This window comes from Pseudomonas sp. 2725 (assembly GCF_050434585.1).
GTDB lineage: Bacteria > Pseudomonadota > Gammaproteobacteria > Pseudomonadales > Pseudomonadaceae > Aquipseudomonas > Aquipseudomonas jessenii.
In genome coordinates this window covers 515698-542318 of sequence record NZ_JBNDIV010000004.1, presented here as the reverse complement: position 1 = coordinate 542318, position 26621 = coordinate 515698, and the positions used below count along the sequence as shown (strand labels likewise).

Genomic DNA, 26621 nt, shown 5'->3' with positions numbered 1-26621 from the left:
GCGCTTGCTCTAGGACGGGCGTGCCGGGATATTTTCAGCTTTACCTGTAAGAAAAAGAGAGTAAAGTTGCGCGCCTTCTGATCTGCCCCACAGTGCTTTATGAAGTTTCGCTCAGCCCCTGTTTCCTCTTCCTCCACACCGCCCTCTGTTGCCCCTACCAAGCGCTTTTCCATGCGCGTGGCGGAGTGGCTGTTGGACAGCCCGCATCTGGGCGAAAACCGTAACGTCAAACACATCGCCGGACGTTTGCTCAAGCAACCGGCCCGTGAAGGCGTGGTGGCTGCGCAAAGTCGCCTTGGCCAGTTGATGTGCCGCGAATGCGGGAATGCCCGGGACCGCCGGATCGGTCAGGACCTGCTGCGTCAGGCCGCTCGGGCAGGCGATCACCGCGCTCAACAGGAACTGGGGCTGATCGAAGACTGAGCTGTCCAAGACCGGACGCCTTGGTTAACCTTCAGGCTTTATCCGAATGGCAGGAGTGGCTATGGCAATGGACTTGACCAGCGTATTGCTGGGGCTGGCAGCGGCTGCGTTGCCGTTGCTGGTATTGGCCTGGCAACTTCAGCGTCGGGCCAGCACCACGCAAGCCGATGTCGCGCTGCTGCAAGAACGCCTGGCCATGGCGCAACTGGCGCAGGACGGATTGAATGCACAACTCGAATCCAGCCGCGATGAAGCGGCTGATCTGACCCAGGCCAACGCCGCCAAACAAGCTGATCTGGCTGCGCTGCGTCGTGAAGTCGAGTTGCTGCAGATCGAGCGCGACGACGCTCGGGACGCCGCCCATGCGTGGAATATCGAACGCGCCGGCAAAGAAGCCGAATTGCGCCGTCTGGATGCCCAAGCCGCGTCGCTCAATGCCGAATTGCGCGAGCAACAGGACAGCCATCAGCAACGCCTCAACGACCTGCAAGGTTCGCGGGACGAGTTGCGCGCGCAGTTTGCCGAGCTGGCGGGGAAAATTTTCGATGAGCGCGAGCAGCGTTTTGCCGAAACCAGCCAGCAGCGCTTGGGGCAGTTGCTCGATCCACTCAAGGAACGCATCCAGTCCTTCGAAAAACGTGTCGAGGAAAGCTATCAGAACGAGGCCCGTGAGCGTTTCTCCCTGGCCAAGGAGCTGGAGCGCTTGCAACAGCTGAATTTGCGCTTGAGCGATGAAGCCACCAACCTGACCCGGGCCTTGAAAGGGCAGAAGACCCAGGGCAATTGGGGCGAGCTGATTCTTGAGCGCGTGCTCGAGCATGCGGGGCTGGAGAAGGGCCGCGAGTACCAGACTCAGGTCAATCTCAAGGGGCCGGACGGCGAGCGCTTCCAGCCGGACGTGATCATTTATCTGCCGGGCGACAAGCAGGTGGTGGTCGACTCCAAGGTCAGCCTGACGGCCTATCAGCAATACGTCGCGGCTGAGGACGAGGCCATCGGCCAGATCGCCATCAAGCAGCACGTCCTGTCGTTGCGCAATCACGTCAAAGGCCTGGCCGGCAAGGATTACAAGCGCCTCGATGGCTTGCACAGCCTGGATTTCGTGTTGCTCTTCGTGCCGATCGAGGCGGCGTTTTCTGCCGCGTTGCAGGCTGAGCCGACGCTGTTTCAGGAGGCATTCGACCGCAATATCGTGATCGTCAGCCCCACCACGTTGCTGGCGACCCTGCGCGTCATCGACAGCCTTTGGAAGCAGGAGCGCCAGAGCCAGAATGCCCGGGAAATCGCCGAGCGGGCCGGGTGGCTGTACGACAAGTTCGTGCTGTTCATCCAGGATCTGGACGAGGTCGGCAATCGCTTGCAGCAACTGGACAAGGCCTACAGTTCGGCACGCAACAAGCTGACAGAGGGGCGCGGCAATCTGGTCAGTCGCAGTGAACAACTCAAGCTGCTGGGCGCGCGGGCGAGCAAGAGTCTGCCGGCGGACTTGCTGGAGCGGGCGATGACCGATGTGGATGGGCTGGTCGAGTTACCGGAGTAGCCCCGGGCGAGCGTGGACCTTGTGGCGAGGGGGCTTGCCCCCGTTCGGCTGCGCAGCAGTCGTCAGTCCGGCAACGCGTTTTATCTGAAGAGGCTCATTGAATGGTTTGGGGCCGCTGCGCAGCCCAACGGGGGCGAGCCCCCTCGCCACAGGAGGCTGTGTTGAACCTCGTTACAACGGTATGTACCGGCTCAACAACGCCCGCAACGCCGCCGGTTTCACCGGTTTGGCCAAGTAATCCAGCCCCGCGGCATGCACCAGGTCGACCGTCTCCGGCCGGCCATCGGCGCTGATCACCACGCCAGGGACCGGCTCGCCCATTTGCGTGCGCAACCAGGCCATCAAATCGGTTCCGGTCTCGCCATGATCGAGGTGGTAGTCCACCAGCGCCAATTGCGGGCGCATGCCTTCGCCAAGCAACGCGGCGCATTCCTCGCGATTGCGCGCGGTCCAGACCTGGCAACCCCAGCGGCTGAGCAGGCTGTTCATGCCGATCAGGATGCTGTCTTCATTGTCGATACACAGCACCTGCGCGCCATTGAGCAATTTGCCATTGAGCTCGGCGACCTTGACCGGCGCTGCGGTTTGCGCCCGGGCCAGCGGCACACTGACGCTGAATACGCTACCGCGTCCCGGCCAGGAACGTACGCGCAAGGTATGACCGAGCACGCGACATAGCCCGTCGGCAATCGCCAGCCCCAGGCCGAGGCCTTTTTCGGCCCGTGTCTGATGGCTGTCGAGGCGCTTGAACTCTTCGAAAATCACCTGCAGTTTATCTTCCGGAATACCTGGCCCGCGGTCCCAGACTTCCAGGCACAGTTGATCCTTGTGTCGGCGAACCCCCAGTAGTACCGGCCCTTTGCCGTAGCGGAAAGCGTTGGTCAGGAAGTTCTGCAAAATCCGTCGCAGCAACTTGATGTCGCTGTCGACCCGTAACGTGCTTGCGCGAACCCGGAACTCCAGTTTTTGCTCTCGCGCCAGCACCTTGAACTCTGTACCGAGGGTATCGAACAGATCGTTGAGGGCGAATGGCTGGCGATTCGGGTTGATCTTGCCGTTTTCCAGGCGGGAAATGTCCAGCAAGTCGCTGATCAAGTCCTCGGCCGAGCGCAGCGAGCTGTCCAGGTGTTCGACCAGTTTCTGCGCTTCGCCGGGCAAACCATCTTCCTGATGGGAGAGGGCGGCGGAGAACAGCCGCGCCGCATTCAACGGTTGCATCAAGTCATGGCTGACGGCCGCGAGGAAACGGGTCTTGGACTGGTTGGCCGCCTCGGCGGTGCCTTTGGCTTCGGTCAGGGCAACGTTGAGCTGCGACAATTCGTGGGTCCGTTCGGTGACCCGTTGCTCCAGGCCTTCGTTGGCTTCGGTCAGCGCCTGTTCGGCTTCGCGGAACGCGGTGATGTCGGTGAAACTCATGACGAAGCCGCCGCCGGGCATCGGGTTGCCGATCAGTTCGATCACCCGGCCATTGGGGAACATCCGTTCGGAAGTATGCGCGCGGCCCTGACGCATCCAGTGCAGACGGCGGGCAACGTGCACTTCGGCTTCGCCGGGGCCACACAATCCGCGCTCGGCGTTGTAGCGAATGATGTCGGCAATGGGGCGGCCGATACTGATCAAGCCGTCCGGGTAATTGAACAGCTCAAGATAGCGACGGTTCCAGGCCACCAGTTTCAGCGACTGGTCGACCACGCTGATGCCCTGTGTGATGTTCTCGATGGCGCCTTGCAGCAAGGCGCGGTTGAATTGCAGCACCTCCGAGGCTTCGTCGGCGATGCGCACGACGTCCTCCAGTTGCATCTCGCGGCCTTCAATGGCGGCTTTTACCACCGCGCGGGTCGAAGAGGCACCAAGCACACCGGCCAGCAAGCGTTCGGTGTGGGCGATCCATTCACTGTCGGCGTTCTGGTTCGGGTTGAAGCCCTTGCCTTGGCGATAGGCAAAACGGATGAAGCTTTGACGGGCGCGTTCTTCGCCGACGAAGCGCGCCGCCAGTTGCAGCAGGTCATTGATCTGCACTGCCAGCATCGAGCGTGCGCTGGGGCGTGCGCTGATTTCCTGGCCGATGAAGCGGCCTGCCTGCCAGTGCTCGGAAACCCGGGTGCGGGACAGCACCGAGACCCAGGCGAACAATGTGAAGTTGCCTGCCAGCGACAGCACCACGCCCTGGGTCAGCGGGGTGATCGGCAGGTTCAGTGGATTGCTGTGCAACCAGGCCAGCCCCGGGAACGTGTTCAAGGACAGGCCGAGGCTGAGGGCGGCAATCGGCAGGATCAAGGTGTAGAACCACAGGAAGGTGCCTGCGGCGAGGCCAGCGAAAACGCCGCGGCGGTTGGCCTGTTTCCAGTACAGGGCGCCGAGCATGGCGGGGGCCAGCTGGGTCACGGCAGCGAAGGCGATCTGGCCGATTGTCGCCAGGCTGGCGGTCGAGCCCAGCAGGCGATAACTGACGTAGGCCAGCAGCAGAATCACCACGATGCTGACGCGGCGCACCGACAGCATCCACTGGCGGAACACTTCGAACGGGCGCTCGGCGTTGTTACGACGCAGCAGCCAAGGCAGCAGCATGTCGTTGGACACCATGGTCGACAGCGCCACACTGGCCACGATCACCATGCCGGTGGCGGCCGATGCACCACCGATAAACGCCAGCAGGGCCAACGCCGGATGCGCCTGGGCCAAGGGCAGGCTGATGACGAACGAGTCTGGCAACACCGAGCTGGGCAGCATCATCTGGCCGGCCAGGGCGATCGGTACGACAAACAAGGCGGCGAGGGCGAGGTAGGCCGGGAATACCCACTTGGCCAGGCGCAGATCCTGGGGATCGATGTTCTCGACAACGGTCACGTGGAACTGCCGTGGCAGGCAAATGATTGCCATCATCGCCACACCGGTCTGCACCACCATCGATGGCCAGTTGATGGTTTCCTTCCAGTACTGTTCGAGGCGCGGCGCAAGCATGGCCTGGTCGAACAGGTCGTCGAAACCGTCGTACAGGCCATAGGTCACGAAGGCACCGACGGCGAGAAACGCGAACAGCTTCACCAATGATTCGAAGGCGATGGCCAGCACCATGCCGCGGTGGTGCTCGGTGGCGTCGAGGTTGCGGGTACCGAAGACGATGGTGAACAGCGCCAGCACCAGCGACACAATCAGAGCGGTGTCCTGGGCGCGGGTGCCCATGGCGTCGGCACCGGCGCCGATCAGCAGGTTCACGCCGAGCACGATGCCTTTGAGCTGCAGCGCAATGTAGGGCAACACACCGACCAGGCAAATCAGCGCCACCACCACCGCCAGCGACTGGGATTTGCCATAGCGTGCGGCGATGAAGTCGGCGATCGAGGTGATGTTCTCCTGTTTGCTGATCATCACCATTTTTTGCAGGACCCACGGCGCGCCGACCAGCAACAGGATCGGCCCGAGGTAGATCGGCAGGAACGACCAGAGCTGTTCGGCGGCCTGGCCCACGGCGCCGAAAAAGGTCCAGCTGGTGCAGTAGACCGCCAGCGACAGGCTATACACCCACGCTCGCACACGCGGCGGCAAGGGCGCGCTGCGACGGTCGCCATAGAAGGCGATGGCGAACAGGATGGCCATATAGGCCAGGGCGACGACGGCAATCAGCCCGGTGGACAGCGACATGGGGACTCCAGACAAAAGACATCCGGACCTCCCGCCCGGACAGACAGTCTCGCACGACCGCCAGCGTTAGTCAGTGTCGACCAAGGTCGTGGCGTGGCGGGGTGACGCAGGGGGATTTGCAGTGTCTGGACGGGCCCCATCGCGAGCAAGCTCGCTCCCACATTTGCCCTGTGTTCGCCCTCCCCTGTGGGAGCGAGCTTGCTCGCGATAGGGGACTTACTGGCTGAATGCGATCTCGATCAATCGATGCAACTCTTCGACCTCCAGCGGCGCCTCGGCAAACAGGATGCGAAACACCGTCGGCGCGGCGATCAGATTGATCAACCGATCGACACTGGGCCTGGGCTCATCCGGATAGCGATCCAGAATCGTCTGCAATTGCCCGCCAATGATGGTCGCGCAATAACTCGGCTTCAACGCCGCCTGCACGTCGCACAGCATGTTGCGGCCGGGTTCGGAGCTCATCTCGTCCAGGTACTGCTCCGCCCAGGCCCGCACGTCGCCGTGAAGGCTGCCGGTGTTGGCCGGTTCGTTGTCGGGCTGCATGCGGGCGAGGGCGACGTCTGCCAGCAGCGCCGACACATCGCCCCAGCGTCGATAGATGGTGGACGGTGTGACGCCCGCGCGCGCTGCAATTTGCGGCACCGTCACGCTGGCGCGGTCCTGCTCCTCAAGGAGTTGACGCACGGCCGAATGAATCGACTCTTGCACCCGGGCGCTGCGGCCGCCGGGGCGTAATGTGGGAGCTGTCATCTTGTGTTTCCTGAATTGCACCGGGTCTTGCGGCTGGCACCCGGTCCTGAAAGCCATGCATCGGACCTTAACACAAAGAATTTGCTTTAAGAGGGGGCCAGTAGCACACTCCGCAAAAGCAAAAAATTAGCTTTTGCGGAGTGTATCGATGCCCGGTTCTCATTCAAATCGTGCCAGCCTGTGGTTTCTGGCCGTTACCTTGCTCAGTTTCCTGGCGGCCTCCACTGCGCCGACCCCGCTGTATCACCTGTATCAGGAGCAGATGCAGTTTTCGGCCGCGACCCTGACCCTGATTTTCGGCGTGTACGCCCTCAGCCTGTTGGCGGCGTTGCTGACAGTCGGCTCGCTGTCGGATTACCTGGGGCGCAAACCGGTGATCTTTACGGCGGTGATGCTGAATATCCTGGCGATGTTGCTGTTTATCCATGCCGACAGCGTCGCCTGGCTGATCAGTGCCCGGGTGCTGCAGGGGTTCGCCACCGGCATGGCAACCGCGGTTCTGAGTGCAACGCTGCTCGACACCGACCGCGAGCAGGGGCCGCTGGTCAACAGCGTCGCGCCTTTACTCGGGATGGCTCTGGGGGCGCTGGGTTGTGGTGTGTTGGCCGAGTTTGCCCCCGCGCCGCTGCATTTGACCTTCTGGCTGCTGCTGGCCCTGTTCGCGATGCAGGCCGTGTATGTCTGGCGATTGCGGGAAAGCGTCTCGCGCCAGCCTGGTGTGTGGGCCTCATTGCGACCGACCCTGTATGTGCCGGCTCAGGCACGTTCCACTTTGTGGCGGGTGTTGCCGCTCAACACGGCGGTCTGGGCGCTCGGCGGTTTTTACGCATCGTTGGCACCTTCGCTGGTGCGCACGGCGACTGGCTCGACCTCGAATCTGATTGGCGGGGCGACCGTCGCCGCATTGACGGTGACCGGCGCCCTGATGATTTACACCCTGCGCAATCAGGCTGCGACCAAGGCGCTGCAAATGGGCGCCTGTTTGCTGCCGGCGGGAGTCGCCCTGATTCTACTGGGCGTGCACAGCGCCAGTCTGCCGCTGTTTTTCCTCGGCACGCTGGTCGCCGGTTGCGGTTTCGGTGCCGGTTTCCTCGGGGCGGTGCGCAGTCTGGTGCCGCAGGCCTTGCCCCATGAGCGCGCCGGGTTGATGTCGGCATATTATGCGCTGAGTTATCTGGCGTTCTGCCTCCCGGCGCTACTGGCCGGGAACCTGGAGCGGACGTTTGGTCTGGTGGCAACGACCGATGGTTATGGTGCGATGCTGATTGTGCTGGCTCTCAGCGCAATGGCGAGTCTACTGCGATCACGTTCGGCCAGGGGCTGCGAGGCCAATCGGTAGAATTGAGTTAGCCTTGGCACCCACTCAATTCACTCGAAGGATCGGACCATGAAGATCATCCGCAGCAAGTCGTTCACTGGCGAGCGTGCCTGGGCCGCGCTGGAAATCGCCAGCATGAACGGCATCACCACGCGGCTGCACTGGACCGATCAACCCTACAAGTGGCACGTCAACGATGGCGAGGAAGTGTTCGTGGTGCTCGATGGCCAGGTCCGGATGCGTTATCGCGAAGAGGGGGTGGAGCAGGAGGCTTTGCTGGAGGTCGGTGATATTTTTTATGCTTCGGTTGGCACTGAACATGTGGCGCATCCGGTAGGAGCGGCTCGGATATTGGTGATCGAATCGGAAGGGAGTGTCTGACGCTATATAAGTGATATCGATAAGATATAGAGATATTACCCGTTATATAGATATTCTATTCGGATCTAACATGGGCTCTACCTCACGAGAGGACAGGAGTTCGCCATGACATGCGCCAATAGCATCAAGCCCGGAATCAAACCTTTCAGTTACTTGCAGCATCCCCGCGAGGTGATCCGCCAGTTCACCCCCAACTGGTTCGCGGCCACCATGGGCACCGGCGTGCTGGCGTTGGCACTGGCGCAGTTGCCGGTTGCCACACCTGCCTTGCACGCCTTTGCCGAAGCCCTCTGGCTGTTCAATATCGCTCTGTTCCTGCTGTTTACGGCGCTATACACGGCGCGTTGGGTGCTGTTTTTCGACGAGGCGCGGCGGATTTTCGGCCATTCCACGGTTTCGATGTTTTTCGGCACCATCCCCATGGGGCTGGTGACCATCATCAATGGCTTCCTGGTGTTCGGCCTGCCGCGCTGGGGCGACGGTGTGATTCACCTCGCCGAGGTGCTGTGGTGGCTGGATGTGGCGATGTCGCTGGCCTGTGGCGTGCTGATTCCCTACATGATGTTTACCCGTCAGGAGCACAGCATCGACCAGATGACAGCGGTCTGGCTGTTACCGGTGGTCGCGGCAGAAGTGGCGGCCGCCAGCGGGGGGCTGTTGGCGCCGCATTTGGCAGACGCTCATTCGCAACTGGTGGTGCTGGTGACCAGCTATGTGCTCTGGGCGTTTTCCCTGCCGGTGGCCTTCAGCATCCTGACCATTTTGTTGCTGCGCATGGCCCTGCATAAACTGCCCCACGAAAACATGGCCGCCTCGAGCTGGCTGGCCCTTGGCCCGATCGGCACCGGTGCGCTGGGCATGCTGGTACTGGGCGGCGATGCACCGCTGATTTTCGCGGCCAACGGCATGCCGGGAATCGGTGAGATTGCCGCAGGATTGGGTCTGGTGGCCGGCATCACCCTGTGGGGCTTCGGCCTGTGGTGGATGCTGATGGCGTTGTTGATCACTGTGCGCTACCTGCGTGCCGGCATTCCCTTCAATCTTGGCTGGTGGGGCTTCACTTTCCCGCTGGGCGTCTATTCTCTGGCGACGTTGAAACTGGCCAGTACCTTGAACTTGATGTTCTTCAGTGTGTTTGGCTGCGTGCTGGTGGCGTTGCTGGCGGTGATGTGGCTGATCGTCGGCAAGCGCACGGTGCTGGGCGCCTGGCGTGGCGAGCTGTTTGTCTCGCCGTGCATTGCCGGATTGAAGAAATAACCGGCAAAGATTAGGTAAGGTGTGGCCTGGATCGACTTTTGATAATCCAATAAGAATCCAGGCCACTCGCTACCTAACATCAGGGACACATGGAAGATGAGTCACCCCTCACAGTTCACCTTGCTGCGCACCCGGCGCTTCCTGCCGTTCTTCATCACCCAGTCCCTCGGGGCGTTCAACGACAACGTGTTCAAGCAGTCGTTGATCCTGGCCATTTTGTACAAACTGACCATCGAAGGTGACCGCTCTGTCTGGGTCAATCTGTGTGCGCTGCTGTTTATCCTGCCGTTTTTCCTGTTCTCGGCCCTGGCCGGGCAATTCGGGGAAAAGTTCGCCAAGGACGCGTTGATCCGCCTGATCAAGCTTGGGGAAATCGCCATCATGGCGGTCGGCGCCGTCGGCTTCATGTTCGATCACCTGTCGTTGATGCTGCTGGCGCTGTTCGCCATGGGCACCCATTCGGCGCTGTTCGGGCCGGTGAAGTACTCGATCCTGCCGCAGGCCCTGCGGGAAGATGAACTGGTAGGCGGCAACGGCCTGGTGGAAATGGGCACCTTCCTGGCGATCCTGGCCGGCACCATTGGCGCCGGGGTCATGATGTCTTCGGCGCACTACGCGCCGGTGGTGTCCACGGCGATCATCGGCATTGCCGTGCTCGGCTACCTGGCCAGCCGCAGCATTCCCCGGGCGGCGGCGGCCACGCCGCAAATGCGCCTGAACTGGAACATTTTCAGCCAGTCCTGGGCTACGTTGAAGCTGGGCCTGGGGCAAACGCCGGCGGTGTCACGCTCGATTGTCGGCAACTCGTGGTTCTGGTTTGTCGGGGCGATTTACCTGACGCAGATCCCGGCCTATGCCAAGGAATGGATGCACGGCGACGAAACCGTGGTGACGCTGATTCTGACAGTGTTCTCGGTCGGCATCGCATTGGGTTCGATGCTGTGCGAGAAACTCTCCGGGCGCAAAGTCGAGATTGGTCTGGTGCCGTTCGGATCGTTCGGCCTGACCGTTTTCGGCCTGCTGCTGTGGTGGCATTCCGGCTCAATACCGGAAAGCGCCGCCGGCCATGGCTGGATCGAGATCCTCGGTTTTGGCCACGCCTGGCTGGTGTTGCTCGACATCCTCGGCCTGGGTGTCTTCGGCGGTTTCTATATCGTGCCGCTTTACGCGCTGATCCAGTCGCGTACCGCCGAGAACGAGCGGGCGCGGGTGATTGCCGCCAACAACATCCTCAATGCGTTGTTCATGGTGGTGTCGGCGATTGTCTCGATCGTCTTGCTGAGTGTGGCCAAGCTGTCGATCCCGCAGCTGTTCCTGGTGGTGTCGTTGCTGAACATCGGCGTCAACGCCTACATCTTCAAGATCGTCCCCGAGTTCACCATGCGTTTCATGATCTGGCTGCTCAGCCATTCCATGTACCGCGTCGAACATCGCAATCTGGATTTGATTCCCGATGAAGGCGCGGCGTTGCTGGTGTGCAATCACGTGTCATTCGTCGACGCCTTGCTGATTGGCGGCGCGGTACGTCGGCCGATTCGCTTTGTCATGTACTACAAGATCTACAACCTGCCGGTGTTGAACTTCATCTTCCGTACCGCGGGGACGATTCCGATTGCCGGGCGCCAGGAAGACATCCAGATATATGAGCAAGCCTTCACGCGCATTGCCCGGTATCTGAAGGACGGTGAACTGGTGTGCATTTTTCCCGAGGGTAAATTGACCGCCGATGGCGAGATCAACGAGTTCAAGGGCGGCTTGACGCGGATTCTCGAAGAGACCCCGGTGCCGGTGATTCCGTTGGCTTTGCAGGGGTTGTGGGGGAGTTTCTTCAGCCGCGATCCGGGTAAAGGACTGTTTCGCCGGTTGTGGTCGCGGGTGACGTTGGTGGCAGGGCCGGCGGTGGCGGTTGAGGTGGCGGAGCCGGTCAAGTTGCAGGCGTTGGTGGGGGATTTGCGTGGGGCCGTCAGATAGCGGTTGTTTGCGCGGGCCGCTTCGCGAGCAGGCTCGCTCCCACAAGGGATCCACGGTGTGTCGCAGATTGTCGCAACACCTTCGATTCCTGTGGGAGCGAGCTTGCTCGCGATGGCGGTCTGAAAGTTAAGCGCTGACCTTCAGGCCAACGAGCCCGGAAATGATCAACGCCACACTCGCCAACCGCACCAGCGCCATGGACTCGCCAAACAGAATGATCCCGGCGATCACCGTGCCTACGGCGCCGACACCGGTCCAGATCGCATAGGCCGTACCCAGCGGCAATTCCTTCATCGCAAGGCCGAGCAAACCAAGGCTGATAGCCATGGCCGCAACGGTCAACACAGTGGGAAGCGGGCGGGTGAAGCCGTCGGTGTACTTGAGGCCGACGGCCCAGCCCACTTCGAACAGGCCGGCGAAAAACAGAATGATCCAAGACATGAAGACCTCCATCGTCTGACGGGGTCGTCCCCTGATTAATGACTCGATCGAGCCGCGAGGTCGTCCCCGCGTTGCGCAATATAGTGCCCAGCATTAACCCGGGGATCAAGTTTTCAACTCAGTTACTGGCCTGTTGCGCCGCCATTTCCCGATCCTGTTTCTCGCTCATGCGGCGGAAATACGTCGAAAGCAATGCCCCGGAAATGTTGTGCCACACGCTGAACAAGGCGCTCGGCACCGCCGCCAGTGGCGAGAAGTGTGCACTCGCCAATGCGGCACCCAATCCGGAGTTCTGCATGCCGACTTCCAGGGCCAGGGACTTGCGCTGGGCCAGAGGCAGCTTGAATAGGCGTCCGGTGAAGTAACCCAGCAGGTAGCCGAAGCTGTTGTGCAGCATGACCACGGCCATGATCAACAGACCGGACTCTGCGATCTTCGCCTGGCTGGCGGCGACGACTGCGGTGACGATGATCACGATGCTGACCACCGACACCAGCGGCAACACGTCCACGGCATGGCGAACCTTGTCGCCGAGCACCCGTTGGGCAACCACGCCCAGCACGATCGGCAACAGCACCACTTGCAGGATCGACCAGAACAACTCCATGAACGACACCGGCAACCAGGCCGAGGCCAGCAGCCAGATCAGGGCTGGGGTCAGTAGCGGGGCGAGGAGGGTGGTGACGGCGGCGATGGCCACCGACAGCGCCAGGTCGCCACGGGCCAGCCAGGTCATCACGTTCGACGAGGTGCCGCTTGGGCAGCAGCCGACCAGAATCACGCCGACGGCGATTTCCGGCGGCAAGTGGAACACCTGGCAGAGCAACCACGCCACGCCCGGCATGATCACGAAATGGGCAACCACGCCCAGGGCCACGCGCCAAGGATGGCGAGCGACTTCGGCGAAGTCTTCGAGTTTGAGGGTCAGGCCCATGCCGAACATCACCAGCCCCAGCAAGGGCACGATGGCGCCTTTGAGGCCGATGAACCATGCCGGCTGCAGAAACGCCACGACAGCGAAAATCAGTACCCAGTAAGCGAAGGTGTTGCCGACAAAACGACTTAATGCAGCCAGTGCGCGCATGGCCTGATCCTTATTTTAAGTGACTCTACAACCCCCCCCTGTAGGAGCTCGCTCGCGATGGTGTGTCAGACAAAGAGGGGCTACTGACACTCCATCGCGAGCAAGCTCGCTCCTACATTAGAGATCAAAAGGCGTTAGATCCCCTGCGGAGTCTCTTCGCCACCCAGCGCTTCAACCAGCGCCGGCAGGAAGTCGCCGAAGGTCAGCATCATCAGGGTGAAGCTGGCGTCCAGTTGGCCCAGGGCTTCGTCGCCGCCGTCCTGTTCCGCCTGGTCTTGCAGCAGGTCTTCGAACTTCAGGCGCTTGACCACCATTTTGTCGTCGAGGACGAAGGACAGTTTGTCCTGCCAGGCCAGGGACAGTTGAGTGACCACTTTGCCGGTGCTCAGGTGCAGCTGGATTTCTTCGCTGGTCAGGTCCTGGCGCTTGCAACGCACGATGCCGCCGTCTTCGTGGGTGTCGCGCAGTTCGCACTCGTCCAGCACAAAGAAGTCGTCCGCGGCTTTCTGGGTGGTGACCCACTCGGTCATGGTCGCGGTCGGGGACATCTTCACGGTCAGCGGACGCACCGGCAGGGTGCCGATCACTTCACGCAGGGTCGACAGCAAGTCTTCGGCGCGTTTCGGGCTGGCCGAGTTGACCAGGATCAGGCCCTGTTTCGGCGCGATGGCGGCGAAGGTCGACGAGCGGCGGATAAAGGCGCGGGGCAGGAAGGCCTGGATGATTTCATCCTTGATCTGATCGCGCTCCTTCTTATAGACCTTGCGCATTTGCTCGGCTTCGATCTCTTCGACCTTTTCCTTGACGGCGTCACGCACGACGCTGCCTGGCAAAATACGTTCTTCCTTGCGCGCGGACACCAGCAGGAAGTCACCGCTGACGTGTACCAGTGGCGCATCTTCGCCTTTGCCGAATGGCGCGACGAAACCGTAGGTGGTCAACTCCTGGCTTGCACATGGGCGCGCCAGTTTGGTGGCCAGTGCAGTTTCCAACGCCTCGGCATCAACAGGCAGATCTTGGGTTAGGCGATAGATAAGCAGGTTTTTGAACCACATGGGGTGAGTCTCTCCTTTATACAAAGGGGGGCATTATTGTCTTCGCCGTGCCATAGGCCAACCTTTCTCTAAGCCTTTGGAAGGGCTGAGAAAATTATTTTAAAAAGTGCTTGCCAGAGGTTGGGTCGCTCCGTAGAATGCGCGCCACACCGAAGCGAAGGGTGATTAGCTCAGCTGGGAGAGCGTCTGCCTTACAAGCAGAATGTCGGCGGTTCGATCCCGTCATCACCCACCATTCGTTTTCAGTGTTACGCGCAGCGGTAGTTCAGTCGGTTAGAATACCGGCCTGTCACGCCGGGGGTCGCGGGTTCGAGTCCCGTCCGCTGCGCCATATTCGGTAACCTGGAACACTGAACGCCAGGTCACCACGGAAAAACCCGCTAACGCGGGTTTTTTTCTGTTCCAAGTTTGTATGTTGTTCCTGCAGGTTGCATCGTTTCACCGGTTTTTAGATTTTTTTGAAAAAACTTCAAATAAATCAACACTTTATAAAAACCTGTGGCATAATGTGCCCCGCAACGAAGGTAAAGGGTGATTAGCTCAGCTGGGAGAGCGTCTGCCTTACAAGCAGAATGTCGGCGGTTCGATCCCGTCATCACCCACCACTTTCAACGCTACGCGCAGCGGTAGTTCAGTCGGTTAGAATACCGGCCTGTCACGCCGGGGGTCGCGGGTTCGAGTCCCGTCCGCTGCGCCATATTCGGTAACCTGGAACACTGAACGCCAGGTCACCACAGAAAGCCCGCCTTGTGCGGGCTTTTTGCTGTCCGGGATTTGGCTTTTCTCGCTCCCGTAGGAGCGAGCTCGCTCGCGATGGTCGTTAACGATAACGCGTAGATTAGCCAGCGGCGCCCATGGGTTTTTCGCGAGCAAGCTCGCTCCTACAGTCCGGCGTTACGGCTGTGCCGGTAGTCGCTGACGGCTTCATACACGGCCTTGCGCAGGCGATTGATCCCGCCAATCGGTCGGTGCGCCTCGATGCCGAACCAGGGATTGAACGACTGGTTGTCGCATTGCAGGTTCAGCGCCGGTGTATCGAAGTCCTGCGCCGGAACCTTGATTCGCGCCACCGTCTCGAAGGGCGCATCGCTCTCGCGCCACTCAATGCTGGTGTCTTCAATCGGCATGTACTTGTTGGCGTCCTGTCGCTGGATTTGCAAGGCGAAACATGCAGGCACCCGGTCGGTCGACAGCTGTTGGTTCAGCGCATTGCGCAGAAAGTTTGGCAGCTTGCGATTCTGTTCCGGCAGGTTGTAGGCCGGGCAGCCATCGGGATCGGGCATGACCCGGAACTTCGCATTGGCTTCACCGAATTTGTAGGGTGAAACCGAAAAGTACGTCGTCTGGGTCGGGCTCGACGGGGCAGGGGCCAGTGTCGCCAGGGCAATGAACAGGTGGCGAACCTGCCAGGTGCGTGGGTCCCGGCCGGGGAAGAAGGCCATCATCTTTTTACCATCGGCCTGGGCGGCGACGTTCTGACGGTATTCGGCGACATTACTGACAAAGAAGTTCGGGTGGTTGAACATCACAAAGTCCTGTTCACCTCGGCCCTGCCGGTCGCTCAACAGTTGCTTGCCCGGCACATCGAACAGTTTGATCGCCATGCCCCGGGCGTCGCGGATGCTGTCGAACTGCGGGTAGGCATTGCCGTTGGACAGGCGCATTGTCGCTTGCCAGGTTTTACCCGGCTCGCTGAACACACCCTGGCGCAGTTCGCCTGGCAGTTCCGGCAGCACCTGAACCTCGGCCTTCACACAGCCATGGGCCTTGGCATGGGCGTCGCGCAGGTAGCGGGTGCTTTCACGGTGCTGATCGACGATGCGCACGGCGGTCTGGATGATGTCCTGGGTCATCGCCGCTTCGTCGTCCGCAATCAACTCCTGCGCCGAGACCGGCCCGCGATGCTGCCAGGCAAACCAGGCGCTGGCCAGGGCCCAGCCCAGCACGCCGAGGACCAGTGACCACAGCAACAGCCTGGCGAGGAAGGCGCCCAGGCGCAGCCAGAGCGTTATCAGCATGGGAACGTTCTCCTGACTGAGGCAGTGGTCATGGCAATTGCGCCTCCAGCGGGCCGCCCAGCACTTTCAGATACTCCAGCAATGCCCAGCGTTCTTGCGGTTGCAACCCGCGGCCGATCACGCCATTGCCAAGTTTGCCGGCACGGAATTCATGGCCACTGTTGTGGTTGCCGGTGATACGCGTGTCGAACAGGAAGCCATTGGCAAAGGCTTCGGTGCGGTAACCGAGGTGTCTCGGGTCGTATTCGAAAGTGCCTTTATAGAACGTGGTCGCACGCTCATCCTGAGGCGATAGCAGCTGATAAATACTCGGTACCGAACCGTTGTGCAGAAACGGCGGTGTCGCCCATACACCCGCCAATGGCCTGGCCTTGTACGAACGCAATTCGCGCACTCCGATTGGCAGACCGAAACCGTCCATTTCAGGGCGCTCGGCAGGGGTGACATTGGCGTCTTGATACGCGCGGCCCTGGACATAGGCGGTGACATAGGCCAGTCCCTTGGCCACGGACATCTTGCTCAGGTCCAGAGGCTCGTCGGGTTTTGGCTCGACATCGAGTTTTTCCAGTTCGGCCTGCTTCCATTGCAGCGCTGTCAGGTCGAAGCGGTGGTCGGCGATGTTGTTGGCCGCGCCGGGGTCTGTGCCGATGTAATCCACCGGGAGCATTTTCAGGTGCTGGACGTATCGTCCCTCGCCCTGGGTGGTGCGCGGTACATGGCAACCCGCGCAGTTTTCGGCGAACAAGGTGCGCCCCTGGGCTGCCAGAGGCTTGTCGACCGCGCCCAACAGGTCTTCCGGCCAGGCCGGAGGCGAGAGTCGTTGCAGGGTTTCTTCGATCAGGTGCAGATCGCGTACGCGGACACTGGACGGGTAGCGGGCATCGCCCATCAACGGCTGGCCGTTCTTGTCGAAGAAATTCAGCGTGGCGCCGACGCCCAACGCCTCGCCGATGTTGCGGGCCATGGGTTGTTTCGCCGAACCATTCCACTGCACCCATTCGAACGTCCACATGTCCCACAGCTGTGGATAATCGACCGGGGCATTGGCCACGCGGTAGTTTTCGGGGGAAATCGCATCACCGAAGCTGGCGTTGGCGATGCGCCCGAAGGCGTCTGTGCGCCCCGGGCCTTCCTCGGTCGGATAGAGCCCGCGATGGGTGTCGTTCCAGGCCACTTTGAGGAATGTATCCAGTGAAGATTTGAAATCTTTGCGCAACTGTTGGTGGCGCGTCTCGTAGTCCTGGCCAAGCACGTTGCGTGCGAAGCGCTCGAATTTCCACGGGTTGTAGTAAGTGGAGGCGAGGCTGGCCACCAGGGCCTGTCCGAAACTGCCGCCTTTGAGCGTAGGAACACTGGACGGCAGCACATGTTGCGCTGAGCCGCCGTCGATACGCAGGGCTTGACCCTTGAAACGCAGTTCACCGGTGTGGCAGGCCGCGCAGGTGATATCCAGAAACACATCCGGGCTCCCCGCGTTCTGGTGCCGGGTAAAGCCTGCCGGGAGGTTGCCGGGGTTGTTCGGTGTTGGTGCCTGGCCGGGGTCCACCAGGAAACCGAAGCGGGCGAGGTATTCGGGAGTGGCGAAGCGTTGTTGCGAGAAGGGCAGTTCGAGGGCAGTGAACCAGTCATAGCGCAAGCCTTTGACCTGAGTGCCCTGGGGCGTGAAGTAATAAGTATCTCGATCGGCGGCGCTCCATTGCTCCAGGTAATGCACCTGTTGTGCGGGCGACCAGGCCGGCAATTTCGGGTTGGCGACGTAATAAAGAACCACGGCGATGACCAGCCCGAGCAGTAGTGCGATGAGAATCAGCAAACGAAAGAAGAGGCGCAAAATAAACTTCCTTGTCGAATTATCCTGCCGTTATGCCCGAGCACTCAGGGTGGGGCAAGAGGCCATTACGCCAGATATTGTAGGTTCAGGAATCAGCCTGCGTCGGAACAAGATGAAAGAAGCTTCATCGACAGGAATTGTGAAATGCGTTTAAACACCTGAACTTATCAATTGTTTCCGGCTCTCATGCCGGTAGCCATTGGTCGTGGCGGCCTGATAAGCTCGCGGCTTTACTCGATTGCCCTTTAGGCGCATGAACAAGGAAATAGCATGAAACAGCATCGGTTGGCGGCGGCGGTAGCCCTGGTTGGCCTGGTACTCGCGGGTTGTGATTCGCAGACCAGCGTAGAGCTGAAAACTCCGGCGCAAAAAGCTTCCTACGGCATTGGCCTGAACATGGGCAAGAGCCTGGCTCAGGAAGGCATGGATGACCTGGATTCCAAGGCTGTAGCCCAGGGCATCGAAGACGCCGTCGGCAAGAAAGAGCAGAAGCTCAAAGACGAAGAACTGGTCGAGGCGTTCGCCGCACTGCAAAAGCGTGCCGAAGAGCGCATGGCCAAGATGAGCGAAGAGTCGGCGGCTGCCGGCAAGAAATTCCTCGAAGACAACGCCAAGAAAGCTGGCGTGACCACCACCGCTTCGGGCTTGCAGTACGAAGTCGTGCAGAAAGCCGATGGTCCTCAGCCAAAGCCGACTGACGTAGTGACCGTTCACTACACCGGCAAGCTGACCAATGGCACCGTATTCGACAGCTCCGTCGAGCGCGGCAGCCCGATTGATCTGCCGGTCAGCGGTGTGATCCCGGGTTGGGTCGAAGGCCTGCAACTGATGCACGTTGGCGAGAAGTACAAGCTGTACATCCCTGCTGACCTGGCTTACGGTGCTCAAAGCCCAAGCCCGGCGATTCCAGCCAACTCGGTGCTGGTATTCGACCTGGAACTGCTGGCCATCAAGGATCCGGCAAAAGAAGACGCCGCTGCCAAGTAACCAGCGCCTGCTTCGATAACAACGCCTCGCTCATGCGGGGCGTTGTTGCATCTGGCGTTCGGTACGGGTAAACAAAACGAACAGACGCTCTAGGCTGGAGTCTTAGGCATAGTAGTGTTGGCGGTAGACGCACAAGGCCGCCAAGTCAATGAAATTATGGGTTTTTTTTGATGAGTAAAAAACGCCCGATCTGAACGCGGGCCTTGTAAAACGGGGCTTACAGCGATGAAAAGCAGCTCTGTTCACAAGGTTATCCACAATTTGTGTGGATAACATTTCAACGGGAGGAATGATGAAAACGCCCTGGAGTTTCGCTCGTTTCCTGCCACTGGCCGGACGTCTGCTGGCACGCGGTCGATTGCCAACCCTGTTGTTCGCGGTCGCCAGTAAAGGCGCAAGCCAGGGTAATCGATTGGGCAAGATCAAGGACGACTTGAAGCTGTTGCAGGCACTCTGCCTGGCCTACTGGCGTGGTGAGTATCGCGCCATCAGCCCCAAGGCGCTGGTTTCGGTTGTCGCGGGCCTGATGTATTTCCTCAGTCCGGTGGATGCGATCCTGGATTTCATTCCAGTATTTGGCATGCTCGATGACATCGCGGTACTGGCATGGCTGATGAAAGTGCTCGACGACGAGCTCAATGCCTTCCGCGCCTGGCGCAAACGGCAGGTGCCGGAGAAGCTCGCGGTGGTTGAGCGTCTGCCTGATACCCCCGAGCAACTTCAACTTCAAGGCCCGAAAAAACACTGATTCGATTTTGACGAGTTCATAGATTGATGCCCCCCGCGACCTTGGCCGCTGTTAGGATTACACTTCTAGGGAAAAGTGCCGACTCGCTAAGTGTTGTTGTCCTACGGGGTAGTGATGGATATTCAGATAATTACACGCGAAGGCGAGCCCGAATATGCGGTTCTGCCATGGGCTCAGTATCAGGCGTTATTGAAAGCAGCGGGCATCAAAGAGCAAGAGTCGCCTCAAGCCACGAAGCCTCAGGCGGCGACACCAGACGCGATACTTCCGGGTCTGGATCAACTACGCAGTTTGCGCGAGGGGAAGGGCATCGCCATCGAGGCGTTGGCCCGCACGGTAGGCATCAGCCCGTCTTACCTGGCCATGATCGAAAGTGGCGAGCGTCTGCCCGACGCCGCGATTCGCCGTAGCCTGGCCTGGGAATTGACGGTGCCAGGGTGGAGGGATGAATCGTGAGCGTACGCATCAGTCGTCAACATTGGGACGGATTGCTCGGCGAACTGGATCAGGCGCGTCGTCAGCGCCATCTGTTGACGTATCGGGCATTGCTGGAACGTTTGCAGCTGCCGACCCCGGCCATGCAGACCCTGACGGCGGCCCTTGAGCATCTGGCGGCTTTGGACGCCAGGGCGGAGCAGCCATTGCGCAGTTCACTGGTGATCAGTCAGGGCGCCAGCCGCTTGCCGCGCACCGGATTCTTTGAATGTGTCGAGCGTCTCGGGCGTTTTTCCGGGCCGTCGGACGGCGTTGCCGCCGCATCCTGGCATGCTTCGGAAGTGGTGCGGGTATTCGAGTACGAATACCCGGAATCGGCCGAGGCCTGAGTGTTTTTACAACTCAAGGCGCGGGCTGGTTACTGGCTCGCGCGCCGATTGTTTCACTGGTCATGGTTTGTCCGTCAGCCACGTGGCTGGCGCTGGCTCGAAGGCCAGTTCGCACGCATGGCCAACCTGGGCGATGTCGGCGCCCAGAGCTTCTATGGGCACATCCTGGCGTTTCGCGGCGTCGGCCTCGGTGCTCGTGAGGAGGGCGTGCGTTTGTTGCGCCTGGCGGCGTTGGCGGGCGATGGCAAGGCGGCGTATCAGGTGGGCGTGATCACGCTGGCCGGGACGGCGAGCAAGGCTCCGGATCCGGTCGAAGCGGCGCGATTCTGGGAGATGGCGGCGAAGGCCGGGCATCCATTGGCGCCGATCAAGCTCGAAGAGCTGAAGTCTTCCTCGGCGCCTCGTTGATGGGAGTGAAGCCGGAAAGCGCCCTTATCGATGCCCGGAAACGAGCAGCTCTTCAACAGTCGAAACCACCCGGCTATCAATCACATGCACGCTATAGCCCTGCACATTTTTCGCATGGTGCTTGGCCTGTGATGCCATCTCGGCCAACTGGCTCGCATCGAGTTGTCCACAGGCCTGTGGATGCAAATGCACTACGCCGATCGACAGCGACAACAACGCAAACTCCTGGCGCTGCCCTTGGCGATTGGGTGCGATGAAGCAGCCGGCTTCCAGGTGCTCGCTGCGGTAGAAGCGCCGGCACTGGCTCTGGAAGTCGTCGAGCAACTGGTTCAAACGTTTGCGCCAGTCTTCCGGGCCTAGCACCAGCAGGAAATCATCGCCGCCGATGTGGCCGACGAAGTCGCGGGACGGGTCGACGCGATCGTTCAGGCATTGCGCCAGGCACAGCAGGACTTCGTCGCCGCGACCATAGCCGTAGATGTCGTTGAAAGGTTTGAAGCTATCAATGTCCACGTAGCAGATCACCGATTCCCTTCGCTGTTGCAGCAGTCGCGTCAGGCATTGCTGAATCGGCACGTTGCCCGGAAGCAAGGTCAACGGGTTGGCGTAGCGGGCCTGCTGGATCTTCAGTTCCGTGATCAGCTTGAGCACGTCGATCACCCGGCCCAACCCCAGGTAACCGCCGTTGAGGGTAATGATGAAATCTTCTTCGATGCGCTGGCGGGCACGGCTGGTGATCAGGCGGCTGACTTGTTGCAGTGACTGGCTCAGTTCGACGGCGAGGAAGTCGTCGTTCATCAGGCGGCTGATGGGCTTGCGGGCGAACAGGTCGGTGGCAAAGGGCTTGAGCAGGACGTCGGAGAGCGAATGACGATGGACAATGCCGCAGGGTTGACCCTGTTCATCCAGGACTGCCAGCGAGTTCAGGTTGGCCTGGCGGCGAAAGGCTTCGAGCACCGTGGCGGTCGGCGTGTCGCGGTTCACCGCGGGCAGCTCGTTGAGCAGGGCGCTGAGGTCGCTGCCGTCTTCGCTCAGTGCAACGGCGGTGCTGTCCTGTCGGGGCATCAATGTCCGGGCATCCCGTGGCGGGTGTTCCTGGGGGCGGCAGAGCAGATAGCCCTGCACCAGGTCCACGCCCATTTCGGTCAGCACCGTGAGTTCTTCGGGGAGCTCGATACCTTCGGCGATGACTTGCGCCCGCGAGGCCTTGGCGATTTGCAGGATCGAGCCGACGAACTCGCGCTTGAGCGCATCCTGATGAATGCCATCAATGAAATGCCGGTCGATTTTCACGTAATCCGGCCGTAGCTCGGACCACAAGCGCAAACTCGAATAGCCCGCCCCCAGGTCATCCAGCGCAATCGAAAACCCCATCGCCCGATAGTGATGCAGGGCGGTTTGCAGCAGCTGGAAATCATCCGTCGGCGTCTGTTCCGTGAGCTCGATGACCACCTGACTTGGCGCAATGCCGAAATCCTGCAGCAATTGCAGGGTGCGCCCCGGTTGATGGGCCGCTTCGAGCAGGGACTCCGGGGACACGTTAAGGAACAACAGGCCTGGCAGTTGTTGCTCATTGAAGCGTCGGCAAGCGCTTTTGCGGCAGGCAATTTCCAGCTCGCTCAGGCGTCCGGCCTGGCGGGCGACGGCGAACAGGGCGACAGGGGAGTGCAGAGGGCTGTTGGAGGGGCCACGACTGAGGGCTTCGTAACCGAGGATGCGTCGTTCAGAGAGGCTGATGATCGGTTGGAACAGACTGTGTAAACCGCTTTGACTCAGGATCGAGCTCAAGGCACTCAGCTGTTCGGTTGTGGTCATGGCGATCTCTGGCAATAAAAAAGGACTGGGCGTGTCCTTGGTAAAAAGGGCACGCCCGGTCCTTTATTTCACGACAGAATGATGACTGTTTGATGACGCTACCGGGGCGTCAGCATTAAATTGCCATCAGTTGTTTGTACAAACTCAGTGCTTGGCCACTGCCGTGTTGAGTTTCAGGTAGTCCAGCAGAATCCGCCCTGTTTCGCTGAGGTAGGCGTCGTCTTCCGGTTTGGTCTTGTCGTCCTCGGCCGCAAGGGCGTCCTCGTCTTCTTTCTTCAGCTCTTTGAGCGGTTCTTCGCCCTTGGCCTTGCGACGGATGTTTTCCATGGCCAGCTGTTTGGCTTCGATGTCGGCGTGCTGGGCACGGCGCTCGATTTCGTTGAGGCTGACGGTTTTTTCGGCCATCAGTTTCTGCGCCAGGGCCAGCTTGTCGCGGATGAACACGAACTCTGCATCTTTGGCCGTACGCACGTCATGCTCGGACTGGAGCTGCGAAATGTACGGCTTGAACGGGTCGAGCGCAGGCTTGATCGCCGCCTTGATGGTGTCCCACGGCATGGCTTCCGGCAGGGCGCTTTCACCGATTTCCTTGGTGTCGATGATCGACGGGTAATCGATGTCCGGCAAGACGCCCTGATGCTGGGTGCTCTGCCCGGAAACCCGGTAGAACTTGGCCAGGGTCAGTTTCAGTTCTCCATGGTTGAGCGGCTGAATGGTCTGCACGGTGCCTTTGCCGAAGGTCTGGCCGCCGATGATCAGCGCGCGGTGGTAGTCCTGCATGGCGCCGGCAAAAATCTCCGAAGCCGAGGCGGACAGGCGGTTGACGAGCAACGCCATGGGGCCTTTGTAGAACGCACCCGGATTTTCATCCTCCAGGACATCGACCCGGCCATCGGCGTTACGCACGAGCACGGTCGGGCCTTTGTCGATGAACAGGCTGGTCAGCTCGGTGGCCTCTTGCAAGGAACCGCCGCCGTTGTTGCGCAGGTCAATGACCACGCCGTCGACTTTCTCTTTCTGCAATTCGGTCAGCAGTTTCTTGACGTCGCGGGTGGTGCTCTTGTAATCCGGATCGCCGGCACGGAAGGCCTTGAAGTCCAGATAGAACGCCGGGATCTCGATGACGCCGAGCTTGTAGTCCTTGCCGTCCTGCTTCAGATTCAAGACCGACTTCTTCACGGCCTGATCTTCGAGTTTCACCGCTTCACGGGTGATCGGCACGATCTTGGTGGTCTGGTCGTTCGGCGCATTGCTGGCCGGGATAACTTCCAGGCGCACCACGGTGCCCTTCGGACCACGGATCAGCTTGACCACTTCGTCCAGGCGCCAGCCCACGACGTCGACCATTTCCTTGTTGCCCTGGGCAACGCCGATGATCTTGTCGGCCGGTGCAACCTGCTTGGTCTTGTCCGCGGGACCTGCCGGCACCAGGCGCACGACTTTCACCTGGTCGTTATCGCTTTGCAACACGGCACCGATGCCCTCGAGGGACAGGCTCATGTTGATGTCGAAGTTCTCCGCGTTATCCGGCGACAGATAGTTGGTGTGCGGGTCGTAGGACATGGCGAAGGTGTTGATGTACGCCTGGAAGATGTCTTCCGCGCGGGTCTGGTCCAGGCGCGCCAACTGGTTCTTGTAGCGCTTGGTCAGGGTTTCCTGGATCTGCTTGGAATCCTTGCCGGCGATCTTCTGACGCAGGACTTCGTCCTTGACTCGTTTGCGCCACAGGTCGTCGAGTTCTGCGGTGGATTTGAGCCAAGGGGCGTCCTTGCGGTCGATCAGCAAGGTTTCCTTGGTGGTGAAGTCGATCTTGTCGACGCCTTTGTTCAGCTCGGCAATAGCGAAGTCCAGACGCGCCTTGACGCGGTCCAGGTAGCGCTTGTAGATGGTGAACCCGGCGTTCAGGTCGCCGCTCTTGAGGAAATCGTCGAACTGCGTCTTCCACTTGTCGAATTCGGCAATATCGCTGGCCATGAAGTAGCTGCGCGACGGATCCAGCAGCTTGAGGTAGCTGTCGTAGATGATTACCGAGCGTGCGTCATCGAGCGGCGGCTTGCTGTAGTGGTGGCGCTTGAGCAACTCCACGACGTTCAGACTGGCGATCACTTCGTCACGATCGGGTTGAAGCTTGTCCCAGCTATTGGCTGCGAATGTATTGCTCGACATCGGCAGCAAGCCGATACCGATGAATAAAGCGAGGGCAGTGCTGGGGAACAGATGCTTCATGCTGATTCGACGCGGGGACAATTGATAACGCATATTAGGCCGTCTTTGAAGTCGCCGGTTCTTTGGGAGCCGGTCGCATAATGCAAAAAACCCGACGCTATAGCTTCGGGCTCAGTCCAGACTCACTATGGAGGCACTGTGAAAGCATTGCAAGGCGTTGACGGTCAAGTGGTATGGGTTGATGAGCCGAGTCCTGCATGCGATGTAGGACAAGTTCGTATACGAGTGGCGGCAGCGGGCCTCAATCGTGCCGATTTGTTGCAGAAGGCCGGCCTTTACCCGCCCCCGCCAGGGGCCAGTCAAGTGCTCGGTCTAGAGTGCTCGGGGGTCATCAGCGAGGTGGGCGCCGGGTCCTCCTGGCAGGTCGGCGATCGGGTTTGCGCCTTGCTGGCCGGGGGCGGGATGGCCGAAGAGGTGGTTGTCGACGGGCGGCATGTGCTGCCGGTTCCCGATGGAATGTCACTGTTCGAAGCGGCTGCATTGCCCGAAGTTTATGCAACAGTCTGGTTGAATTTGTTTCAACTGGCCGCGCTCAAACCGGGTCAGAAAGTTCTTCTGCATGCCGGGGCAAGTGGAATCGGTTCAGCTGCCATTCAGCTGTGCAAAGCCTTCGGTAACCCGTGCTGGGTCAGTGTCGGCTCCGCAGAGCGATTGGCGTACTGCGAAGCGCTGGGCGCCCAGGGCGGCGTGGTGCGTAATGGCGATCTGGAGAGCCTGCGGGATCTGGGGCCGTTCGATGTGATTCTCGATCCGGTGGGCGGCAATTACGCGGCCCTGAACCTCAAGCTGCTGGCGCAGGATGGCCGCTGGGTGTTGATCGGTCTGATGGGCGGCCGCGAGGCCAAGCTGGATCTGGCTCAGGTGCTGGCCAAGCGTGTGCAGTTGCTGGGTTCGACTTTGCGCAGTCGCGACGATCAGTTCAAGGCCGATCTGTTCAGTGATTTGGGCCAGCATGTGTGGCCGTTGTTTGCTGAAGGGCGCTTGAGCCCGCAACTGGCCAGGACATTCCCGATCAAGGATGCCGAGGCGGCGTTTGCCGAGTTGGCGAGTAATACCGTGGCGGGGAAGGTGGTGCTGGTGATTGACGAAAGCCTCACCTGACAACACAAAAAACTGTGGGAGCGAGCTTGCTCGCGATGGCGGTCTGTCTGTCGGCATTAACGTTGACTGACACACTGCTATCGCGAGCAGGCTCGCTCCCACAGGGGATCCGGGTTACTTCCAGATATGGATCGGCCAGCCAGCCTTTTCAGCCTGCTCGCGCAACACCGGATCCGGGTTGACCACGTGGGGGAAGTCCACCTTCAGCAACAGCGGCAGGTCATTGCGGGAGTCGGAATAGAAACTCGCACCCTCGAGGTTTTCCTCCTCTGCATCCAGCCACTCCAGCAAGCGGGTGATCTTGCCTTCGCGGTAGGTCAGGGTGCCAACGGTGTGGCCTGTGTAGACGCCATGGGCCACTTCCAGTTCGATGCCCAGAATCTCGTCGATGCCCAAGCGCTCGGCGATGGGACCGACCAGGTGCGTGCCCGAGGCCGAGATCACCAGGATCCGGTCGCCGGCCTTGCGGTGCGCGGCGATGGCTTTGGTGGCATCGCTGAAAATGATCGGCTCGATGAAGTCCTCTACCCACGGACCAACCAGGTGCGCGACTTCTTCAGGCGTACGACCAATCAATGGTTCCAGGCTGAAGGCCATGTAGTCCTCCATGGCCAGATGGCCCCTGCCGTAGGCATCCATCAATTCCTTGTCGCGACGCAGGAACGACTCGCCATCGACCCAGCCGAGGCGGACCATTTGCTCGCTCCACAGTGAGGCGCAGTCGCCGTGGATCAGGGTTTCGTCCAGATCAAAAATTGCCAGGGCCATCAGTGCAGTTCTCTCTTCAGCGTCAGCAAA

General features: G+C 60.3%; 22 protein-coding genes and 4 tRNA genes. 16 read left to right on the top strand and 10 right to left on the bottom strand.

The genetic code is table 11. The features are described 5' to 3' along the window. The first annotated feature begins 99 nt into the window (after positions 1-99). Positions 100-423: a hypothetical protein gene (locus tag ABIE16_RS13875; RefSeq protein WP_079246787.1), complete on the top strand. Its 324-nt coding sequence runs from the start codon at positions 100-102 to the stop codon at positions 421-423. Between the two features lie 175 nt (positions 424-598). Then, positions 599-1963, top strand: coding sequence for a DNA recombination protein RmuC (gene rmuC / locus ABIE16_RS13870; protein ID WP_162252406.1), 1365 nt, complete (start codon positions 599-601; stop codon positions 1961-1963). 171 nt (positions 1964-2134) lie between these two features. On the opposite strand, the gene ABIE16_RS13865 is transcribed toward rmuC, so the two are convergent. Both ABIE16_RS13865 and ABIE16_RS13860 read right to left on the bottom strand, forming a co-directional pair. Then, positions 2135-5605 carry a hybrid sensor histidine kinase/response regulator gene (locus ABIE16_RS13865; protein ID WP_429521376.1) on the bottom strand — a complete coding sequence of 1157 codons (3471 nt, stop codon included), beginning with the start codon at positions 5603-5605 and terminating at the stop codon, positions 2135-2137. Between the two features lie 216 nt (positions 5606-5821). Beyond that, positions 5822-6358, bottom strand: a complete 537-nt coding sequence (locus ABIE16_RS13860) for a TetR/AcrR family transcriptional regulator (RefSeq protein ID WP_340315149.1) — start codon at positions 6356-6358, stop codon at positions 5822-5824. A gap of 148 nt (positions 6359-6506) precedes the next feature. Here ABIE16_RS13860 and ABIE16_RS13855 point away from each other — a divergent pair, with 148 nt between their 5' ends. From ABIE16_RS13855 to ABIE16_RS13840, 4 genes are all read left to right on the top strand, one after another. Then, a complete protein-coding gene (locus tag ABIE16_RS13855; protein WP_429521375.1) occupies positions 6507-7697 on the top strand; it encodes an MFS transporter in 1191 nt (396 codons plus the stop codon). Between the two features lie 48 nt (positions 7698-7745). Next, the gene (locus tag ABIE16_RS13850) at positions 7746-8057 is read left to right on the top strand and encodes a cupin domain-containing protein (protein ID WP_429521374.1); all 312 of its coding nucleotides are present in this window, start codon (positions 7746-7748) and stop codon (positions 8055-8057) included. Between the two features lie 105 nt (positions 8058-8162). Further along, positions 8163-9314, top strand: a complete 1152-nt coding sequence (locus ABIE16_RS13845; RefSeq protein WP_429521373.1) for a TDT family transporter — start codon at positions 8163-8165, stop codon at positions 9312-9314. A gap of 96 nt (positions 9315-9410) precedes the next feature. After that, the gene (locus ABIE16_RS13840) at positions 9411-11285 is read left to right on the top strand and encodes an MFS transporter (protein WP_090453940.1); all 1875 of its coding nucleotides are present in this window, start codon (positions 9411-9413) and stop codon (positions 11283-11285) included. A 126-nt stretch (positions 11286-11411) separates the two neighbouring features. Here the strand turns inward: ABIE16_RS13840 and sugE are convergent, their stop codons facing one another. The 3 genes from sugE to rdgC form a co-directional block, all read right to left on the bottom strand. Continuing rightward, entirely contained in the window at positions 11412-11726 is a 315-nt protein-coding gene (gene sugE / locus ABIE16_RS13835) for a quaternary ammonium compound efflux SMR transporter SugE (protein WP_007977599.1), read from the bottom strand. Between the two features lie 118 nt (positions 11727-11844). After that, positions 11845-12810: a bile acid:sodium symporter family protein gene (locus ABIE16_RS13830; protein WP_150814129.1), complete on the bottom strand. Its 966-nt coding sequence runs from the start codon at positions 12808-12810 to the stop codon at positions 11845-11847. Positions 12811-12944: 134 nt separating this feature from the next. After that, positions 12945-13865 (bottom strand): recombination-associated protein RdgC, encoded by a 921-nt coding sequence (gene rdgC / locus ABIE16_RS13825; protein WP_007969735.1) that lies wholly within the window; start codon positions 13863-13865, stop codon positions 12945-12947. Positions 13866-14024: 159 nt separating this feature from the next. Here rdgC and ABIE16_RS13820 point away from each other — a divergent pair. The 4 genes from ABIE16_RS13820 to ABIE16_RS13805 all read left to right on the top strand — a co-directional run bounded on the left by ABIE16_RS13820 (position 14025) and on the right by ABIE16_RS13805 (position 14562). After that, positions 14025-14100 (top strand) — tRNA-Val (locus ABIE16_RS13820). A 19-nt stretch (positions 14101-14119) separates the two neighbouring features. Continuing rightward, positions 14120-14196 (top strand) — tRNA-Asp (locus ABIE16_RS13815). Between the two features lie 198 nt (positions 14197-14394). After that, a tRNA-Val gene (locus ABIE16_RS13810) sits at positions 14395-14470 on the top strand. Between the two features lie 15 nt (positions 14471-14485). After that, a tRNA-Asp gene (locus tag ABIE16_RS13805) sits at positions 14486-14562 on the top strand. Between the two features lie 184 nt (positions 14563-14746). Here ABIE16_RS13805 and ABIE16_RS13800 read toward each other — a convergent pair. After that, positions 14747-15883: a catalase family protein gene (locus ABIE16_RS13800; RefSeq protein ID WP_429521372.1), complete on the bottom strand. Its 1137-nt coding sequence runs from the start codon at positions 15881-15883 to the stop codon at positions 14747-14749. A gap of 28 nt (positions 15884-15911) precedes the next feature. After that, on the bottom strand, positions 15912-17714 hold the full coding sequence (locus ABIE16_RS13795) for a di-heme-cytochrome C peroxidase (RefSeq protein ID WP_429521371.1): 1803 nt from the start codon (positions 17712-17714) through the stop codon (positions 15912-15914). Positions 17715-17984: 270 nt separating this feature from the next. Between ABIE16_RS13795 and ABIE16_RS13790 the strand changes: the two genes are divergently transcribed. From ABIE16_RS13790 to ABIE16_RS13770, 5 genes are all read left to right on the top strand, one after another. Further along, positions 17985-18701, top strand: coding sequence for an FKBP-type peptidyl-prolyl cis-trans isomerase (locus tag ABIE16_RS13790; protein ID WP_090453947.1), 717 nt, complete (start codon positions 17985-17987; stop codon positions 18699-18701). Positions 18702-18993: 292 nt separating this feature from the next. Then, positions 18994-19449, top strand: coding sequence for a YkvA family protein (locus ABIE16_RS13785; RefSeq protein WP_057715782.1), 456 nt, complete (start codon positions 18994-18996; stop codon positions 19447-19449). Positions 19450-19563: 114 nt separating this feature from the next. Continuing rightward, complete coding sequence (locus ABIE16_RS13780; RefSeq protein ID WP_218497211.1) at positions 19564-19905, top strand: helix-turn-helix domain-containing protein; 342 nt, start codon at positions 19564-19566, stop codon at positions 19903-19905. Next, positions 19902-20273, top strand: coding sequence for a hypothetical protein (locus ABIE16_RS13775; protein ID WP_007898892.1), 372 nt, complete (start codon positions 19902-19904; stop codon positions 20271-20273). Before ABIE16_RS13780 ends, ABIE16_RS13775 begins: the two co-directional genes overlap by 4 nt. Further along, entirely contained in the window at positions 20274-20681 is a 408-nt protein-coding gene (locus tag ABIE16_RS13770) for a sel1 repeat family protein (RefSeq protein WP_057715781.1), read from the top strand. Positions 20682-20705: 24 nt separating this feature from the next. Here the strand turns inward: ABIE16_RS13770 and ABIE16_RS13765 are convergent, their stop codons facing one another. Both ABIE16_RS13765 and ABIE16_RS13760 read right to left on the bottom strand, forming a co-directional pair. After that, complete coding sequence (locus ABIE16_RS13765; RefSeq protein ID WP_218497213.1) at positions 20706-22496, bottom strand: bifunctional diguanylate cyclase/phosphodiesterase; 1791 nt, start codon at positions 22494-22496, stop codon at positions 20706-20708. Positions 22497-22640: 144 nt separating this feature from the next. Beyond that, positions 22641-24722 (bottom strand): carboxy terminal-processing peptidase, encoded by a 2082-nt coding sequence (locus ABIE16_RS13760; protein WP_429521370.1) that lies wholly within the window; start codon positions 24720-24722, stop codon positions 22641-22643. Positions 24723-24860: 138 nt separating this feature from the next. On the opposite strand from ABIE16_RS13760, the gene ABIE16_RS13755 reads away from it, so the two are divergent. Continuing rightward, the gene (locus tag ABIE16_RS13755; protein WP_218497216.1) at positions 24861-25823 is read left to right on the top strand and encodes a zinc-binding dehydrogenase; all 963 of its coding nucleotides are present in this window, start codon (positions 24861-24863) and stop codon (positions 25821-25823) included. A 114-nt stretch (positions 25824-25937) separates the two neighbouring features. On the opposite strand, the gene ABIE16_RS13750 is transcribed toward ABIE16_RS13755, so the two are convergent. Continuing rightward, positions 25938-26591 carry an HAD family hydrolase gene (locus ABIE16_RS13750; RefSeq protein ID WP_150814121.1) on the bottom strand — a complete coding sequence of 218 codons (654 nt, stop codon included), beginning with the start codon at positions 26589-26591 and terminating at the stop codon, positions 25938-25940. Positions 26592-26621: the final 30 nt, after the last annotated feature.

Coding starts and splice junctions, on each gene's coding strand:
- ABIE16_RS13875 (WP_079246787.1), top strand. CDS start 100: ATGAAGTTTCGCTCAGCCCCTGTTTCCTCTTCCTCCACACCGCCCTCT.
- ABIE16_RS13865 (WP_429521376.1), bottom strand. CDS start 5,605: ATGTCGCTGTCCACCGGGCTGATTGCCGTCGTCGCCCTGGCCTATATG.
- ABIE16_RS13860 (WP_340315149.1), bottom strand. CDS start 6,358: ATGACAGCTCCCACATTACGCCCCGGCGGCCGCAGCGCCCGGGTGCAA.
- ABIE16_RS13855 (WP_429521375.1), top strand. CDS start 6,507: ATGCCCGGTTCTCATTCAAATCGTGCCAGCCTGTGGTTTCTGGCCGTT.
- ABIE16_RS13850 (WP_429521374.1), top strand. CDS start 7,746: ATGAAGATCATCCGCAGCAAGTCGTTCACTGGCGAGCGTGCCTGGGCC.
- ABIE16_RS13845 (WP_429521373.1), top strand. CDS start 8,163: ATGACATGCGCCAATAGCATCAAGCCCGGAATCAAACCTTTCAGTTAC.
- ABIE16_RS13840 (WP_090453940.1), top strand. CDS start 9,411: ATGAGTCACCCCTCACAGTTCACCTTGCTGCGCACCCGGCGCTTCCTG.
- sugE (WP_007977599.1), bottom strand. CDS start 11,726: ATGTCTTGGATCATTCTGTTTTTCGCCGGCCTGTTCGAAGTGGGCTGG.
- ABIE16_RS13830 (WP_150814129.1), bottom strand. CDS start 12,810: ATGCGCGCACTGGCTGCATTAAGTCGTTTTGTCGGCAACACCTTCGCT.
- rdgC (WP_007969735.1), bottom strand. CDS start 13,865: ATGTGGTTCAAAAACCTGCTTATCTATCGCCTAACCCAAGATCTGCCT.
- ABIE16_RS13800 (WP_429521372.1), bottom strand. CDS start 15,883: ATGCTGATAACGCTCTGGCTGCGCCTGGGCGCCTTCCTCGCCAGGCTG.
- ABIE16_RS13790 (WP_090453947.1), top strand. CDS start 17,985: ATGAAACAGCATCGGTTGGCGGCGGCGGTAGCCCTGGTTGGCCTGGTA.
- ABIE16_RS13785 (WP_057715782.1), top strand. CDS start 18,994: ATGAAAACGCCCTGGAGTTTCGCTCGTTTCCTGCCACTGGCCGGACGT.
- ABIE16_RS13780 (WP_218497211.1), top strand. CDS start 19,564: ATGGATATTCAGATAATTACACGCGAAGGCGAGCCCGAATATGCGGTT.
- ABIE16_RS13765 (WP_218497213.1), bottom strand. CDS start 22,496: ATGACCACAACCGAACAGCTGAGTGCCTTGAGCTCGATCCTGAGTCAA.
- ABIE16_RS13760 (WP_429521370.1), bottom strand. CDS start 24,722: ATGAAGCATCTGTTCCCCAGCACTGCCCTCGCTTTATTCATCGGTATC.
- ABIE16_RS13750 (WP_150814121.1), bottom strand. CDS start 26,591: ATGGCCCTGGCAATTTTTGATCTGGACGAAACCCTGATCCACGGCGAC.